Raw genomic sequence first — 14,469 nt, forward strand, 5'->3', positions numbered from 1 at the left:
TGGGCAGTGCCTTTCCGTGTGCTGACGGAGAGGCGCATCATGCTATAAAAAACACCCCGGACCTTTCCGGGGTGTTTTCGTTTGGAGACGAGCATGGCGACGAATGGACTGATCTGGTGGATCGCAGCCGGTGCGTTGATCGTAACGGAGTTGTTTACCGGCACGTTCTATCTGCTGATGATCGCGCTCGGGTTGATCGCGGGCGGTCTTGCGCATGCAATGGGCGCGTTGCCGCACGTGCAGTTCGGCGTGGCGGCGGTCGTCGCGCTGGTCGCGGTCGCCGTGTTGCGGCGTTCGCGCTTCGGCAACTGGAAGCGGCGCGACGCCACGCGCGATGCGGCGGTGAATCTCGACATCGGCGCGACGCTCGAGGTCGACGAATGGCGCGATGGCCGCGCGCGGGCGATGTATCGCGGCGCGCAGTGGGACATCGTGCTGGCGCCGGGCGAGTCGGAAACGGCGCGCTGGTATCGCATCACCGCGCTCGACGGCAGCCGGCTCGTCGTTGCCGCAAAAGGCTCCTGAGCGCAAACCGGTCGAAACTCGATCAACAAGAACCCAAGGAGTAGAAAATGATTTTCGCGCTAGTCTTGCTCGTCATCGCAATCGTGATTGTGGTGAACACGGTCAAGATCGTTCCGCAGCAGCATGCATGGGTGCTGGAACGTCTCGGCCGCTATCACGCGACGTTGACGCCGGGCCTGAACATCGTGCTGCCGTTCATCGACCGCATTGCGTACAAGCACGTGCTCAAGGAGATTCCGCTCGAAGTGCCGAGCCAGGTCTGCATTACGCGCGACAACACGCAATTGCAGGTGGATGGCGTGCTGTACTTTCAGGTCACGGATGCCATGAAGGCGTCATATGGATCGAGCAACTTCGTTTTTGCCATCACGCAGCTCTCGCAGACGACGTTGCGTTCGGTCATCGGCAAGCTGGAACTGGACAAGACTTTCGAGGAGCGCGATTACATCAACCAGAACATCGTCGCTTCGCTGGACGAAGCCGCGTCGAACTGGGGCGTGAAGGTGCTTCGCTACGAAATCAAGGATCTGACGCCGCCGAAGGACATCCTTCACGCGATGCAGGCGCAGATTACCGCCGAGCGCGAGAAGCGGGCGTTGATCGCGGCATCCGAAGGGCGCAAGCAGGAGCAGATCAACATTGCTTCCGGCGCGCGCGAGGCGGCGATTCAGAAGTCCGAGGGCGAGCGTCAGGCGGCGATCAACCAGGCGCAGGGCGAGGCAGCGGCCATTCTCGCGGTGGCCGAGGCGAACGCGCAAGCCATCGAGAAGATCGGCGCGGCGATTCAGACGGCAGGCGGCATGGAAGCGGTGAACCTCAAGGTTGCCGAGCAGTATGTCGGCGCGTTCGGCAATATCGCGAAGGCGGGCAACACGCTCATCGTGCCGGGCAACATGTCCGACATGGGCTCGATGATCGCATCGGCGCTCGCTATCGTGAAAGGCGAGGGCGGGGGCGGCATCATCAGGAAGAGCTAAAGCAGAAGGGGCGCTTTCGGGCGCCCCTTTTTGCATGCGGAATCAACGCGCGGCCGTTCGCATGAGACGCGCGCGTTCGCGGTCCCAGTCGCGCTTCTTCTCCGTCTCGCGCTTGTCATGCAGCTTCTTGCCCTTGGCAAGCCCGATCTCGCATTTCACGCGGCCTTCCTTGTAGTGGAAGTTGAGCGGCACGAGCGTATGCCCACGCTGCTCGACCTTGCCGATGAGCTTGTCGATCTGATCGCGATGCAAAAGCAGCTTGCGCGTGCGCACCGGGTCCGGGTTGATATGCGTCGAGGCTTCGGGCAGCGGGCTGATATGCGTGCCAATCAGGTACAGCTCGCCTTGCTTGATGACGACGTAGCCTTCCTTGATCTGCCCGCGGCCCGCGCGCAGCGCCTTGACTTCCCAGCCTTCGAGCACGAGACCCGCCTCGAAGCGTTCCTCGATGAAGTAATCGAAGAAGGCTTTTCTGTTGTCGATGATGCTCATGAATGGAAAGTGCCCAACTCGTTTAAAATCACAATTTTAGCAGCGCGCCGTCTGTGGGACGATCCCATGCGTGAAGCGCAGTTGCCGCCCAATCAAGCCACCCGCCGCGCCCTTTATGGCAGACGTCCAAAAAACAGTATTGATCCGCCATTCAGCGGAAGAAATGTTCGACCTCGTCACCGATGTCGCCGATTACCCCAATTTTCTGCCGTGGTGCGGCGGCGTGGAGATCGGGCGGCAGGACGAGAACGGCATGGAAGCGAAGATCGACATCAGCTTCAAGGGCATCAAGCAGCACTTTGCCACGCGCAACGTGCAAAAACGTCCGACCAGCATCGATATGGTGTTCTTAAGCGGCCCTTTCAAGAAGTTCACGGGCTATTGGCGCTTCACGCCCCTGCGCGCGGACGCCTGCAAGATCGAGTTCGCGCTCCACTACGAGTTTTCGAACCTCATTCTGGAGAAGCTGATCGGGCCGGTGTTCAGCCATATTGCCAACACCTTCGTCGATTCCTTCGTGAAGCGCGCGGATCAACGGTACGGCAAGAAATGAGCCTTCGTATCGACGTTTGCTACGGTCTTGCCGATGGCGCGAGCTTTCTCGCGCATCTCGATCTGCGCGAAGGTGCGACGGTGCGAGAGGCCATTGAAGTGAGCGGGGTCTTGAAGCAGCATCCGGAAATCGATTTGTCGACACAAAAGGTCGGCGTGTTCGGCAAGGCCCAGCCGCTCGATACGGCGTTGTCGGACTTCGATCGCGTGGAGATTTATCGGCCGCTCAAGGTCGACCCGAAAACCGCGCGCTTGCGCCGGGTGGCGAAGACACGCAAGGCCGGTTCGATCGAAGGCCGCAAGTGGCAGTCGAAGGATTCGCGTTAGCCGGCGCCTTTCAATGCGCAGGCGCTTCCTTGCTGACGCGAGGCGTCACGACGCTGTGCTGACGCACCGACCAACTCACGCCCGCAGTCAGCAAAGCGATGGCGCAGAGTTCCGGCACGCGCGGCCAGCGGCCGTCATAGACAAAGGCATAGAGCAGCGCGAAGAGCGTTTCGAACGCAATCAACTGACCGGACAGCGTCAGCGGCAAGCGCTTGGACGCCGCGTTCCACAAGATGTTGCCGACCCACGAACCGCCCGCCGCCAGGGCAAAACTCACGAGCCAGAACAACTGCCAGCGTTCGGGCGACACGGCGGCCTGCACGCTGCCTGCGGGCAACATCCACATGATCGCGCCGAGGATTGCGCCCAGCACGCCCGTCACGATTCCCCACAGCACCGACCATTCGTTGCCATCGAAACGATGGTTCGCCTGCACGTAGCGCGCGTTGACGACCGCATACCAGGTCCACGCGGCGAGCGCCCCGAGCGCGCATGCGAGGCCGGCAAGCCGTGTCGGCACGCTGCTCGTCTCGACGCTGCCATGCTGCAAAAACACGTCGCGAAACACATCCAGATTGATGCACGCGATGCCCGCCAGGATCATCGACAACGGCCCGGCGAGGCGCCGCAATTCCACCGCGCCATCATCGCGCCGCCCCGCGAGCGTGACGGTGACGGGCAGAATGCCGACGATCAGCGATGTCGGCGCGACGCCGACCAGTTGCACCGCGCTTGCAAGCAGCATGTAGTAAAGAAGGTTGCCGACGAGCGCCAGTTTTACGAGCGCGAGGAGATCGGCGCGCGTGAGCTTGGTCATCAACCGCCGCGCGATAGGCAGCGCCACCGCGAGCGACACGGCGCCATACATCAGATACCGGCCGACGCTCAAAGCAAGCGGCGAGAAATCGGGCAACAGCCGCGGCGCCAGAAAAATGAAACCCCAGATTGCTCCGGCCGACATTCCGTACATCACACCGCGCTGCATCCCGACTCCCTGACCCACGTCCATTCGATGTAGGCGAGGGTAAAGGCGCGCGCCAGCCAGCGTCTTGTCTAATTCTGCATATGCCAGGGGCGGTCAGAACGCCCGCACGCCCGGCCCGTAACTTGCATGCGTTTGAGCTAAGCCGCTGTTCGGGCAGTGAAAACCCGAGGAACTATCGGTATAATCTGCTTTTGCGCCCATAGGATTTGCCATGCGTCTGATCCAGAAAGCACTCACGTTCGATGACGTGCTCCTCGTGCCTGCGTTCTCCAGCGTACTTCCGCGCGATACCAGTCTGAAATCCCAGCTGACTCGCAACATCTCCCTGAATATGCCCCTCGTGTCCGCCGCCATGGACACGGTCACCGAAGGCCGGCTCGCCATCGCCATGGCGCAGATGGGCGGCATCGGCATCGTTCACAAGAATCTCACTGCCAAAGAGCAAGCGCGCGAAGTCGCCAAGGTCAAGCGCTTCGAGTCGGGTGTGGTGCGCGACCCGATCACCGTGCCGCCGGAAATGCGCGTACGCGACGTCATCGCGCTTACGCAGCAGCATGGCATTTCGGGCTTTCCTGTCGTGGAAGGCGCGAAGCTCATCGGCATCGTCACCAACCGCGACCTGCGCTTCGAAGAGCGCATGGAAGAGCCCGTGCGCAACATCATGACGCCGCGCGAGCGCCTCGTGACGGTCAAGGAAGGCACGCCGCTCGCACAAGCCAAGGCGCTGATGCATAGCCATCGCCTGGAACGCGTGCTCGTGGTCAATGACGCGTTCGAACTGCGCGGCCTGATGACCGTGAAAGACATCACGAAGCAGACCGAGAATCCGGACGCTTGTAAAGACGAAGACGGCAAGCTGCGGGTGGGCGCGGCAGTGGGCGTGGGCGCGGACAACGAGGAGCGCGTCGAGCTGCTCGCGGCGGCGGGCGTGGACGTGATCGTCGTCGATACCGCGCACGGCCATAGCCAGGGCGTGCTCGAACGCGTGCGCTGGGTGAAGCAGAACTACCCGAAGGTGCAGGTGATCGGCGGCAACATCGCTACGGCGGCTGCCGCCAAGGCGCTCGTCGAATACGGCGCGGACGCGGTGAAGGTCGGTATCGGTCCGGGCTCCATCTGCACGACGCGGATCGTCGCGGGCGTGGGCGTGCCGCAGATCACGGCAATCGCGAACGTCTCTGAAGGATTGCGCGGCAGCGGCGTGCCGGTGATCGCGGACGGCGGCGCGCGCTTCTCGGGCGATGTCGCCAAGGCGCTTGCGGCCGGCGCGAACGTCGTCATGATGGGCAGCATGCTCGCGGGCACGGAAGAGTCGCCCGGCGACGTGTTCCTGTTCCAGGGCCGCCAGTACAAGGCGTATCGCGGCATGGGTTCAGTCGGCGCGATGAAGGACGGCGCGGCGGACCGCTACTTCCAGGACAACTCGGCGAACATCGACAAGCTCGTGCCGGAAGGCATCGAAGGCCGCGTGGCCTACAAGGGCTCGGTCAACGCCATCCTGTTCCAGGTCATCGGCGGTGTGCGCGCGAGCATGGGTTATTGCGGCTGCAGCACCATTGCCGAGTTGCACGACAAGGCTGAGTTCGTTCAGATCACGGCGGCCGGCATGCGCGAGTCGCACGTGCACGACGTGCAGATCACGAAGGAAGCGCCGAATTACCACGTCGACTGAACATATTGACTAACCCGGGGATCGATCATGAAACCGTTGCTGCGGGCCGTGCTGATCGTCAATGCGCTGATCTTTCTGGCGTTCGGCGTATTGTTCCTGCTGACGCCGTGGACCGGCCTGTACGCCGCGCTGCAACTCGACCCCATCCTCGTTCAGCCCGCCTTCGCCGGGCAATTGCTCGGCGTGGCGTTGCTCGGACTGGCGTGGCTTTCACTGCACGCGGCTATCGACGGCGCGTTGACGGCGCGGGCTGCAAGAGTTTCGGGCCATGTGGAGTGGCTTTCCGGCGTGATCGTGCTGGTCTGGCTGCTTGGGTTGCGCACGCCGGAAGTGGCCGGCTTCGGGCAGGTGAGCGCAACGCTCGTTGGCATCGTGCTCATGGTGCTAGGTCTTGGCAGCGTGCGTTTGTCGTCGGCCGTGCGGCGGCGTGAGCGTCTGGCGGCGGCAGGCAAGGCTTCGGCCACGCGGGCAGAACAGAAGGCGGCGGACAAGCGCGAGCAAGGCATACCGTTGGACACCGCGACACGTCCGTTGGCGCGCGCGCCGGAAGCTACGGCCATCGATCCAGTTTCAGGCCGCACGGTCGATTCGTCCGGGCGTCCGCTTGATACCGCGACGCCGCTGTCTCGCACGCGTATGGACGGCGGCGCGGTCGATCCGGTCACGGGCCGCACGTTCGACCCCGTCGGTGGCCGCGAAATCGATCCGGTGACGGGCAAGCGCATCGAGCCTGTAATCAGCGGCGATATCGATCCGGTCACGGGCAGACGCGTCGATCCGCTGACCGGTGCAGATGTGCGCCAGACGCCGCTCTGATGGCGTGCAGACGGCAGATCATCGTCGGGCAGTACCGCAGTAAGACAAGCACGGTCGGCCTTTGCGCCGACCGTCGATTTATTGGCAGCCGGACTTCGCGCGAGATTCGCGCGCAGCCGGCACAAGACCCATTCGTTCACTTAGCCTTTGGCCGCAGCCATGCACGACAAAATCCTGATCCTCGATTTCGGCTCCCAAGTCACGCAACTGATCGCGCGGCGCATCCGCGAATCGCACGTCTACTCGGAAATCCATCCGTACGACGTCGATGAAACCTTCATCCGCGAGTTCGCGCCGAAGGGCATCATCCTGTCGGGCGGCCCGAACTCGGTCACCGAGGCGGGCTCGCCGCGCGCGCCGCAGGTTGTGTTCGATCTCGGCGTGCCGGTGCTCGGCATCTGCTACGGCATGCAGACGATGGCCGATCAGCTTGGCGGCAAGGTCGAACTCGGCAGCGTGCGCGAATTCGGCTATGCGGAAGTGGCTGCGCTCAACCACACGGGCTTTCTTGAAGGCATCGAAGACTTCAAGAGCGCCGAGGGCGAGGCGATGCTGAAGGTGTGGATGAGTCACGGCGACAAGGTCGCCGACTTGCCGGCCGGCTTCAAACTCATGGCCTCGACGCCTGCGTGTCCGATCGCCGCGATGGCCGACGACGACCGCCGCTTCTACGGCGTGCAATGGCATCCCGAAGTCACGCACACCGTGCAAGGCCGCGCGATGCTCGATCGCTTCGTGCTTGGACTGTGCGGCGCGAAAGCGGACTGGGAGATGGGCCATTACATCGACGAAGCGGTCGCGAAAATTCGCGAGCAGGTTGGCAGCGAGCATGTCATTCTGGGCTTGTCGGGCGGCGTGGATTCGTCGGTGGCGGCGGCGCTGTTGCATCGCGCGATCGGCGATCAGCTGACTTGCGTGTTTGTCGATCACGGCCTCTTGCGTCAGAACGAAGCCGAGCAGGTGATGTCCACGTTCGCCGATCACCTTGGCGTGAAGGTCATCCACGTCGATGCGAGCGCGGAGTTTCTCGCGAAGCTCGCGGGCGTGACGGACCCGGAGGCGAAGCGCAAGATCATCGGCGCCGAGTTCGTCGAAGTGTTCGATGCGGAATCCCAGAAGCTCACGGATGCCAAGTGGCTCGCGCAGGGCACCATTTATCCGGACGTGATCGAATCGGCGGGCAAGGGCAAGAAGGGCGCGCATACGATCAAGAGCCATCACAACGTCGGCGGCTTGCCGGAGACGCTGAACCTGAAGCTGCTCGAACCGTTGCGCGAGCTGTTCAAGGACGAAGTGCGCGAGTTGGGCGTGAAGCTTGGTTTGCCGCACGCGATGGTGTACCGCCATCCGTTCCCGGGACCGGGACTTGGCGTGCGTATTCTCGGCGAAGTAAAGCGCGAGTTCGCTGACCTTTTGCGTCAGGCGGACGCGATCTTTATCGAAACGTTGCGCAATACCATCGACAAGGAAACGGGCAAGTCGTGGTATGACCTCACGAGCCAGGCGTTCGCGGTGTTCTTGCCGGTGAAGAGCGTTGGTGTCATGGGCGACGGGCGGACTTATGAGTATGTCGTTGCTCTGCGCGCCGTGCAAACGCTGGACTTCATGACTGCGCATTGGGCGCATCTGCCGCATGAGTTGCTTGGGCATGTGTCCAATCGGATCATTAACGAAGTGCGGGGGATTAACCGGGTGGTTTATGACATCTCGGGGAAGCCGCCAGCGACGATCGAGTGGGAGTGAATCGACGTGTCTTTATGGGCCATCGCCGGGTAATTAACCCTTTACGAACCGGCGGACGATGCCCTGACAGCTGAACAATCTTGGGTGGCGCGGGATCAAAGCTTTTGGGAGGGGACGGGTTGACAAGCCCGTCGCTGCCTTGAGCTCTATGCTGGAGTGCCACCGCTAGAGCAGGCGTGCAGCTTGCCCTTGCTTCGTCAGCAGTGATACCGCTTTTTTGTCGAAAGAAACGAAGGTCTCCGCCCCAAGCCAGCTACCATCGTAGGCGATGACCCCATCAGCAAAATCTCCGCCCGCATCCAGTAACGCAAGTCCTGCCTCGGCGCCCGGACGATTAACCACGACATTGCTTGTGCTCAACAGCGTGCGAATTGCGAAAGCGATATCCGCACGAGTAACGCCGTATTGGCCGCGCAGCACCCAAACAACCTCGCATAGCGTTTGCAGGCTAACCGCCACCATGTCGGCCGTATCCAAAAGTGCGACAGCGCGCGTTGTTTGAATTGCGTCATCGTCCACAATGGTGCGAAGCAGGACGTTCGTGTCAGCTGTCACCTTCATGCCTTGCCAGCCCCTCGGGCCGCGCCACAAGCGGCAATCGCGTCGTTAATTTCCTCGATAGTTAATCGAGCGCCGTTCGTCTTGCCCTTAAGAATGCCCCGCAGTTCCCGAAATGAACCCTTTGTTTGAGCGGCAGTCAATTCGGCCCGGCCGTCCGGCAGCAGGTTCAACTCGATTCTTTCGCCGGGCTTGATACCCAAGTGCTGCAGTACCTCTTTCCGAAACGTGACCTGGCCCCGCGCGGTGACCGTCAGTGTGCTCATGAGATACCTCCATCAGTTAATGATCGATTGTAATGCAAAACTGCATTACAATCGAGTTTGAGACAGCGTCAGCGCTGCCACTTCCACTGGCACAAACAAAACCGGCACCCTGAGGTGCCGTTTCTCGGCTTTACGGACTTTGCTTTCAAAACAACCTCAACAACCCATCCAGCCCAACGAAATTAAACGCGAGACTAGCCGCCTCCCTCACCACCGGCTTTGCGCGAAACGCCACCGACAGACCCGCTTCCGCCATCATCTTCAAATCGTTGGACCCATCGCCCATGGCGATCGCGCGTTTCGGATCGATGCCGAGCTCCAAGCAGGTCTCGCGCAGCGTGCGCGCCTTGACATCCGCGTTGACGATCTCGCCGAGCACCTTGCCCGTAAATTTGCCATCGACGATTTCGAGCGTATTCGCGCGCGTGTAGTCGAGGCCGAGCCGCGCTTTCAGCCGCTCGGTGAAGAACGTGAATCCGCCCGACACCAGCAGCGTTTTCAAGCCCGCTGCCCGCGCGCCGGCGAGCATGCGTTCCGCGCCCGGCGACAACTGCAGACGCTCGTCGAACACGCGTTGCAATGCGGTCGCCTCCAGTCCCTTCAAAAGTGCGACGCGGCGCGTGAGACTCTCGTTGAAGTCCTTGATCTCGCCGCGCATCGAGGCTTCCGTGATCGCCGCGACTTCCGCCTTCAGCCCGCAGAAATCCGCGATCTCATCGATACATTCGATCGTGATGAGCGTCGAATCCATATCCATCGCGACGAGGCCGAAGTCGGTCAACTTCGCGTTTGCGTCGATGAACGCGTAGTCGAGCGCGTGCGTGCCGCAATAAGCGTCGATGTCGGCGCGTTGCAGCGGATCGGCATCGGTCAGGCGCAAGAGCGTGTCGTCGATACGCTGCGTTTCGCGCGAACGGGCGAGGGCGGCGAGCGGCTTCAGATGCGCATCGGAGATAAGACTGGGGCTTTGAATGACGAGGTTCATCGCAGGCGGATTGTGATAAGCGCGAAAACCGACATTGTACGGGCCACCCGCGAGTGGAGACCGGCTAGCCTGTTCCAAAGCCAAAGCCAAAGCCAAAGCCAAAGCCAAAGCCAAAGCCAAAGCCAAAGCCAAAGCCAAAGCCAAAGCCAAAGCCAAAGCCCAAGCCCAAGCCCAAGCCCAAGCCTACCGCTGCACGCTTCCCGGATCGACGTCCCAATACGGCGGTTCGCCGAAGCGCTCGGCCAGAAAATCGATGAAAGCCAGCGTCTTCGGCGGCACGAACGCGCGACTCGGATACACCGCCCAAATCGCGACCGTCTGCGCGCACGGATAATCATCGAGCAGCGTCACGAGTTCGCCGCTCGCGAGCAGCGGCGCCACGCTCCACGTCGACTTCAACGCGATACCGACGCCCGCCGCGATCGCGTCCCGGATCACTTCGCCGTTGTCGGTCACGATGCGCCCCGACACGCGTACATCGATCACGCCCGTCGGCGTATGAAAGCTCCAGTCGCGCTGGTCGGATAGGATCACGCACTCGTGCTCCGCAAGCTCGGCCGGGTGCCGCGGCCGGCCATGCGCCTCGATATACGCAGGCGACGCGCACAGCACGCGCCGGTTGCTCGCCAGCTTGCGCGCGACGAGCGTCGAGTCCTTCAGCGCGCCGATACGAATGGCGAGATCGATGCCCTCATCGACGAGATCGATGATCTGATCCGTCATGCGCAGCTCGATGCTCACACCCGGATACAACCGCAAAAACGCCGGAATCAGCGGCGAAACATGCTGACGCCCAAGCGACGACGGCATGGTCACCCGCAGCCGTCCGTGAGGCCGTTCGCGTGCGCGGCCCACCGATGCACGCGCGGCCTCGGCGGCATCGAGCAGTTCACGCGCGTGGGCCGCGAAAATCTCGCCCTCCTGCGTGACGCTCACGCGCCGCGTCGTCCGATGCAAAAGCCGCGCGCCGAGCATGCGCTCCAGCCCCGCGATGCGCGCGCTCGCCACCGCCGGCGAGAGGCCGAATTCACGCGCCGCCGCCGACAAACTGGCAAGCGCCGCCGCGCGCACGAACAAGCCGACGTCGAGCAGATCGAGACGTTCGCGCGCGTCGGAATCGGCGTGGCTGGCAAGCGGTTCGCTAATCATTCGATGGATTTCCCAAAAAATGTTTCAACAATTATGACGGTTTTACGGAACGCCGGCGGCGGCTAAGATGACTACACCTCATGCAATTCAAACACGGAGCTCAAACATGAAAGCCGTTGGACTGACTCGCTATCTGCCGATTTCGAATCCCGAATCGCTCGTCGACATCGAGCTCGACAAACCCGCGCCGTCCGGGCGCGACTTGCTCGTGAAAATCGAGGCGATCGCCGTCAACCCCGTCGACACGAAAGTGCGCGCGCCAAAGGACAAGACCGAGGCCACGCCGCGCGTGCTCGGTTGGGACGCGGCGGGCGTCGTCGAAGCGGTCGGCCCCGAGGTCACACTCTTCAAGCCGGGCGATGCCGTCTATTACGCAGGCGACATCACGCGGCAAGGCGCGAACAGCGAGTTTCATCTGATCGATGAACGCATTGTCGGCGCGAAGCCGAAGTCGCTTGATTTCACGTGCGCGGCGGCGTTGCCGCTCACGACCATCACCGCATGGGAAGCGCTCTTCGACCGCCTGAACGTGTCCGCCGAAGGCAAGGACGCGGGCAAGACGGTGCTGATCATTGGCGGGGCGGGCGGAGTGGGGTCCATCGGCATTCAGTTGGCCAAGCAGGTTGCGAAGCTGAACGTGATCGCCACCGCATCGCGGCCGGAATCCGCGCAATGGGCAAAGGAGCTGGGCGCGGATCACATCGTCAATCACTTCGAGGACATCCCCAAGCAGCTGAAGGACGCGGGCTTCCCGCAAGTCGATTTCGTGCTGATTTTCAACGACACTGACAAGCATTTTCCGGCAGCGGCGGAAGTGATCAAACCTCAAGGCGGCATCTGTACGATTGTCGAGAATGCGAAGCCGATCGCGGTCGAATTGCTGAAGGCGAAAAGCGCGGCGTTCCACTGGGAGTTCATGTTCACGCGCGCGATGTTCCATACGCCCGACATGATCGAACAACACAAGCTGCTCACGGAAGTGGCGCGGCTGATCGACGCAGGCGCGATCCGCACGACGCTTGGCCGCGACCTCGGCAAGATCAATGCGACGAATCTGCGTGAGGCGCATCGCCTGCTGGAAGAAGGGCGCGCGATCGGCAAGCTCGTGCTGACCGGTTTTTGACGAACTTCAACGAAGCGGGCCATCGTTCAAGTGCACACGGGTTTTCCATTAGGAGACCCGGGCATGCGCGGCGCTAGACTGATTTCGCCTTCAGTCATCCGGCGCGTCGTTCGCGGCGCGCCGGAATTCCCCAAGCGTTTAAACGGAGGTGCCGGCATGAATCGTCGCCCGAATTTCAGTCGCATCGTTTCAGCGTTTGCGCTCGCGTTGGGCGTGATGGCGAGCGCGCATGCGACGCCAGGCATCAAGGTTCTCTCCGAAGCGCCCAATGACGGGCCGATCAAATACAGCGTGAAGATGGTGTCGAAGAGCTTCGGCAACGAACAGGAAACGCGCACCATCCGCTCGGGGGAAAGCGACGACTTTACCTGGCAGGGCGCGGCGCCCGCTGGCGCGCAGCCAGTGCCGGATGGCTGTCCGCAGGCGGCATCGGTGCCGCATAGCGCGGACGGCGCGGCCGTGCGCCAGGTGCAGATTCGCTTTGCGCCGGTCATCGCGGATAACGGCGCGGCCAATGTGCAGATCAGCTTTCGAGCTTATGCGCCGAAGGGTGTAAATAAGGTCACGGTCGGCGGCAAGAGCTTGCAGTGTCCCGTCGATAATCGCTTCAGCCAGGTCGTGCGCTTTTCCATGTCGACTTCGACCGGCTCCAAGAAGACCGTCACGCTCGATGATGGAACGCAACTGACGATTACGGCGAGTCGGAAGTAGGGCGCTGATGACGCGGGCTTGTTTCGCGCTGATCGTGACTTGCTGCTTTGATCGGCATGCAGACGGCGGGGCGGTGGCTTATGCATCGGCCCCGACGATGACCTCAGTGCAATCGGTCCGCGTGCGTCTCAGGTGAGGTCAACGAGGCTCTTGCCAGAGGCGACGTCGCGACCGCAATGCGTTCAACCGCACTCAAGCGCACTCAAGCGCACTCAAGCGCACTCAAGCGCACTCAAGCGCACTCAAGCGCACTCAAGCGCACTCAAGCGCACTCAAGCGCACTCAAGCGCACTCAAGCGCACTCAAGCGCACTCAAGCGAAGCAACTAACCGTCCATTTCCTCGCAATCTAACTACTTCGACGTACACCACTGTCACCAATTCATCTCCATAAAGCTTACAGCCAGCAGCGCCATCCGCGGATCAGATCCAACAACGCAATCAAAGCCCGCCGCCAACCTACCTGATTTGGCACGCTTCCTGCGGTACACCCCGATGCCCGCTTCAAACGCAGCTTTCAACCGCGCGTGAAGCGCGTCCCATCGACCGTTCCGCCAGCGAGGTTTCGCGATGCCGCACATGATCTGGAAGGGTGCGATCAGCTTCGGGCTGGTCCACGTGCCCGTGCAACTGTATCCCGCCACGCAGTCGGACAAGGTCGGCTTCAATCTGCTCGACAAACGCTCGATGGACCCCATCGGCTACAAGCAGATCAACAAGAACACCGGCAAGGACGTGACACGCGACAACATCGTGCGCGGCTTCGAGTACGAGAAGGGCAAATACGTCGTGATGACCGATGCCGAAATCCGCGCGGCCAATCCCGAGTCGACTCAAACGGTCGATATCCTCGCTTTCGTCGATGCCCCCGAAATCTCGTTCCTCTCGCTCGACACGCCGTACTATCTCGCGCCCGATCGGAAAGGCGAAAAGGTTTATGCGCTTCTGCGCGACGCCTTGAAAGACACAGGCAAGGTCGGCATCGCTAGCGTCGTGCTGCACAACAAGCAGCATCTGGCCGCATTGATTCCCGTCGGTCCCGCGCTTGCGCTCAACACCTTGCGCTGGGGCGACGAAGTACGCGATTTCACCGACTTCAAGTTCCCCGATGAAGACACCAAGAAAGCGGGCGTATCGCCGAAAGAACTCGACATGGCCAAGCGCCTGATCGACGACATGAGCGACTCGTGGGACCCGACGAAGTATCACGACACCTTCAAGGACGACATCATGGCGCTCGTCGACCGCAAGGTGAAGGAAGGCAAGGTCGCGGAAGTCATGAAGATCGACGAGGGTAGCGGCGGCGAAGGCAAGGCATCCGCCGATATCCTCGACCTTTCCGAACTGCTCAAGCGCAGCCTGAAGAAGGGCGGCGCGGCGCCGGCCAAGCGCGGCGCCGCGGCATCGAAAGACGACGATTCGGGCGAAGAACCCGCCGCGAAGCCCGCGCGCAAGACTACGCGGCGCAAACGTGCCTAAAGCGTAAGGCGTGCCGGCCGCGCCCATGAGCTGCGCGACGGCACGTTACGCGGTCTGATGAAGCCGACAGAGCGTGGCGACCAACCCCGCAACATCGGCGACGTTTGACG

At 61.9% G+C, this 14,469-nt stretch carries 16 protein-coding genes; 10 read left to right on the plus strand and 6 right to left on the minus strand.

The features are described from left to right. Positions 1-93 precede the first annotated feature (93 nt). Complete coding sequence (locus tag P9250_RS24620) at positions 94-525, plus strand: NfeD family protein (protein ID WP_250464507.1); 432 nt, start codon at positions 94-96, stop codon at positions 523-525. A gap of 47 nt (positions 526-572) precedes the next feature. Beyond that, positions 573-1,502, plus strand: coding sequence for an SPFH domain-containing protein (locus tag P9250_RS24625; RefSeq protein WP_244827777.1), 930 nt, complete (start codon positions 573-575; stop codon positions 1,500-1,502). Between the two features lie 42 nt (positions 1,503-1,544). On the opposite strand, the gene smpB is transcribed toward P9250_RS24625, so the two are convergent. After that, on the minus strand, positions 1,545-1,994 hold the full coding sequence (gene smpB / locus P9250_RS24630; protein ID WP_250464509.1) for an SsrA-binding protein SmpB: 450 nt from the start codon (positions 1,992-1,994) through the stop codon (positions 1,545-1,547). 115 nt (positions 1,995-2,109) lie between these two features. On the opposite strand from smpB, the gene P9250_RS24635 reads away from it, so the two are divergent. Both P9250_RS24635 and P9250_RS24640 read left to right on the plus strand, forming a co-directional pair. After that, positions 2,110-2,547 carry a type II toxin-antitoxin system RatA family toxin gene (locus P9250_RS24635; protein ID WP_244827779.1) on the plus strand — a complete coding sequence of 146 codons (438 nt, stop codon included), beginning with the start codon at positions 2,110-2,112 and terminating at the stop codon, positions 2,545-2,547. Further along, a complete protein-coding gene (locus P9250_RS24640; protein WP_244827780.1) occupies positions 2,544-2,873 on the plus strand; it encodes an RnfH family protein in 330 nt (109 codons plus the stop codon). The genes P9250_RS24635 and P9250_RS24640 overlap by 4 nt, the downstream gene beginning before the upstream one ends. A 10-nt stretch (positions 2,874-2,883) precedes the next feature. Here the strand turns inward: P9250_RS24640 and P9250_RS24645 are convergent, their stop codons facing one another. Next, positions 2,884-3,858 (minus strand): DMT family transporter, encoded by a 975-nt coding sequence (locus P9250_RS24645; protein ID WP_310396865.1) that lies wholly within the window; start codon positions 3,856-3,858, stop codon positions 2,884-2,886. Between the two features lie 211 nt (positions 3,859-4,069). On the opposite strand from P9250_RS24645, the gene guaB reads away from it, so the two are divergent. The 3 genes from guaB to guaA all read left to right on the plus strand — a co-directional run bounded on the left by guaB (position 4,070) and on the right by guaA (position 8,089). Continuing rightward, positions 4,070-5,530, plus strand: coding sequence for an IMP dehydrogenase (guaB, locus tag P9250_RS24650; protein WP_244827782.1), 1,461 nt, complete (start codon positions 4,070-4,072; stop codon positions 5,528-5,530). Between the two features lie 27 nt (positions 5,531-5,557). Next, entirely contained in the window at positions 5,558-6,346 is a 789-nt protein-coding gene (locus tag P9250_RS24655) for a hypothetical protein (protein WP_244827783.1), read from the plus strand. 159 nt (positions 6,347-6,505) lie between these two features. Next, positions 6,506-8,089 (plus strand): glutamine-hydrolyzing GMP synthase, encoded by a 1,584-nt coding sequence (gene guaA, locus P9250_RS24660; RefSeq protein ID WP_250508934.1) that lies wholly within the window; start codon positions 6,506-6,508, stop codon positions 8,087-8,089. Between the two features lie 165 nt (positions 8,090-8,254). Here guaA and P9250_RS24665 read toward each other — a convergent pair whose 3' ends face one another. From P9250_RS24665 to P9250_RS24680, 4 genes are all read right to left on the minus strand, one after another. Beyond that, positions 8,255-8,650 (minus strand): type II toxin-antitoxin system VapC family toxin, encoded by a 396-nt coding sequence (locus tag P9250_RS24665; protein ID WP_244827785.1) that lies wholly within the window; start codon positions 8,648-8,650, stop codon positions 8,255-8,257. Next, positions 8,647-8,913 (minus strand): transcriptional regulator, encoded by a 267-nt coding sequence (locus P9250_RS24670; RefSeq protein ID WP_309963878.1) that lies wholly within the window; start codon positions 8,911-8,913, stop codon positions 8,647-8,649. The genes P9250_RS24665 and P9250_RS24670 overlap by 4 nt, the downstream gene beginning before the upstream one ends. 145 nt (positions 8,914-9,058) lie before the next feature. Next, on the minus strand, positions 9,059-9,898 hold the full coding sequence (gene serB / locus P9250_RS24675; RefSeq protein ID WP_310395676.1) for a phosphoserine phosphatase SerB: 840 nt from the start codon (positions 9,896-9,898) through the stop codon (positions 9,059-9,061). Positions 9,899-10,081: 183 nt separating this feature from the next. After that, positions 10,082-11,047 carry a LysR substrate-binding domain-containing protein gene (locus P9250_RS24680; protein ID WP_309843063.1) on the minus strand — a complete coding sequence of 322 codons (966 nt, stop codon included), beginning with the start codon at positions 11,045-11,047 and terminating at the stop codon, positions 10,082-10,084. A 106-nt stretch (positions 11,048-11,153) separates the two neighbouring features. On the opposite strand from P9250_RS24680, the gene P9250_RS24685 reads away from it, so the two are divergent. The 3 genes from P9250_RS24685 to P9250_RS24695 all read left to right on the plus strand — a co-directional run bounded on the left by P9250_RS24685 (position 11,154) and on the right by P9250_RS24695 (position 14,359). Beyond that, entirely contained in the window at positions 11,154-12,170 is a 1,017-nt protein-coding gene (locus tag P9250_RS24685) for a zinc-binding alcohol dehydrogenase family protein (RefSeq protein WP_310395679.1), read from the plus strand. A gap of 156 nt (positions 12,171-12,326) precedes the next feature. Continuing rightward, positions 12,327-12,881: a DUF6013 family protein gene (locus tag P9250_RS24690; protein WP_310395681.1), complete on the plus strand. Its 555-nt coding sequence runs from the start codon at positions 12,327-12,329 to the stop codon at positions 12,879-12,881. Positions 12,882-13,450: 569 nt separating this feature from the next. Then, entirely contained in the window at positions 13,451-14,359 is a 909-nt protein-coding gene (locus P9250_RS24695; protein ID WP_244827791.1) for a Ku protein, read from the plus strand. Positions 14,360-14,469 lie beyond the last annotated feature (110 nt).

Source organism: Caballeronia sp. LP006, assembly GCF_031450995.1.
Taxonomy (GTDB): Bacteria; Pseudomonadota; Gammaproteobacteria; order Burkholderiales; family Burkholderiaceae; genus Caballeronia.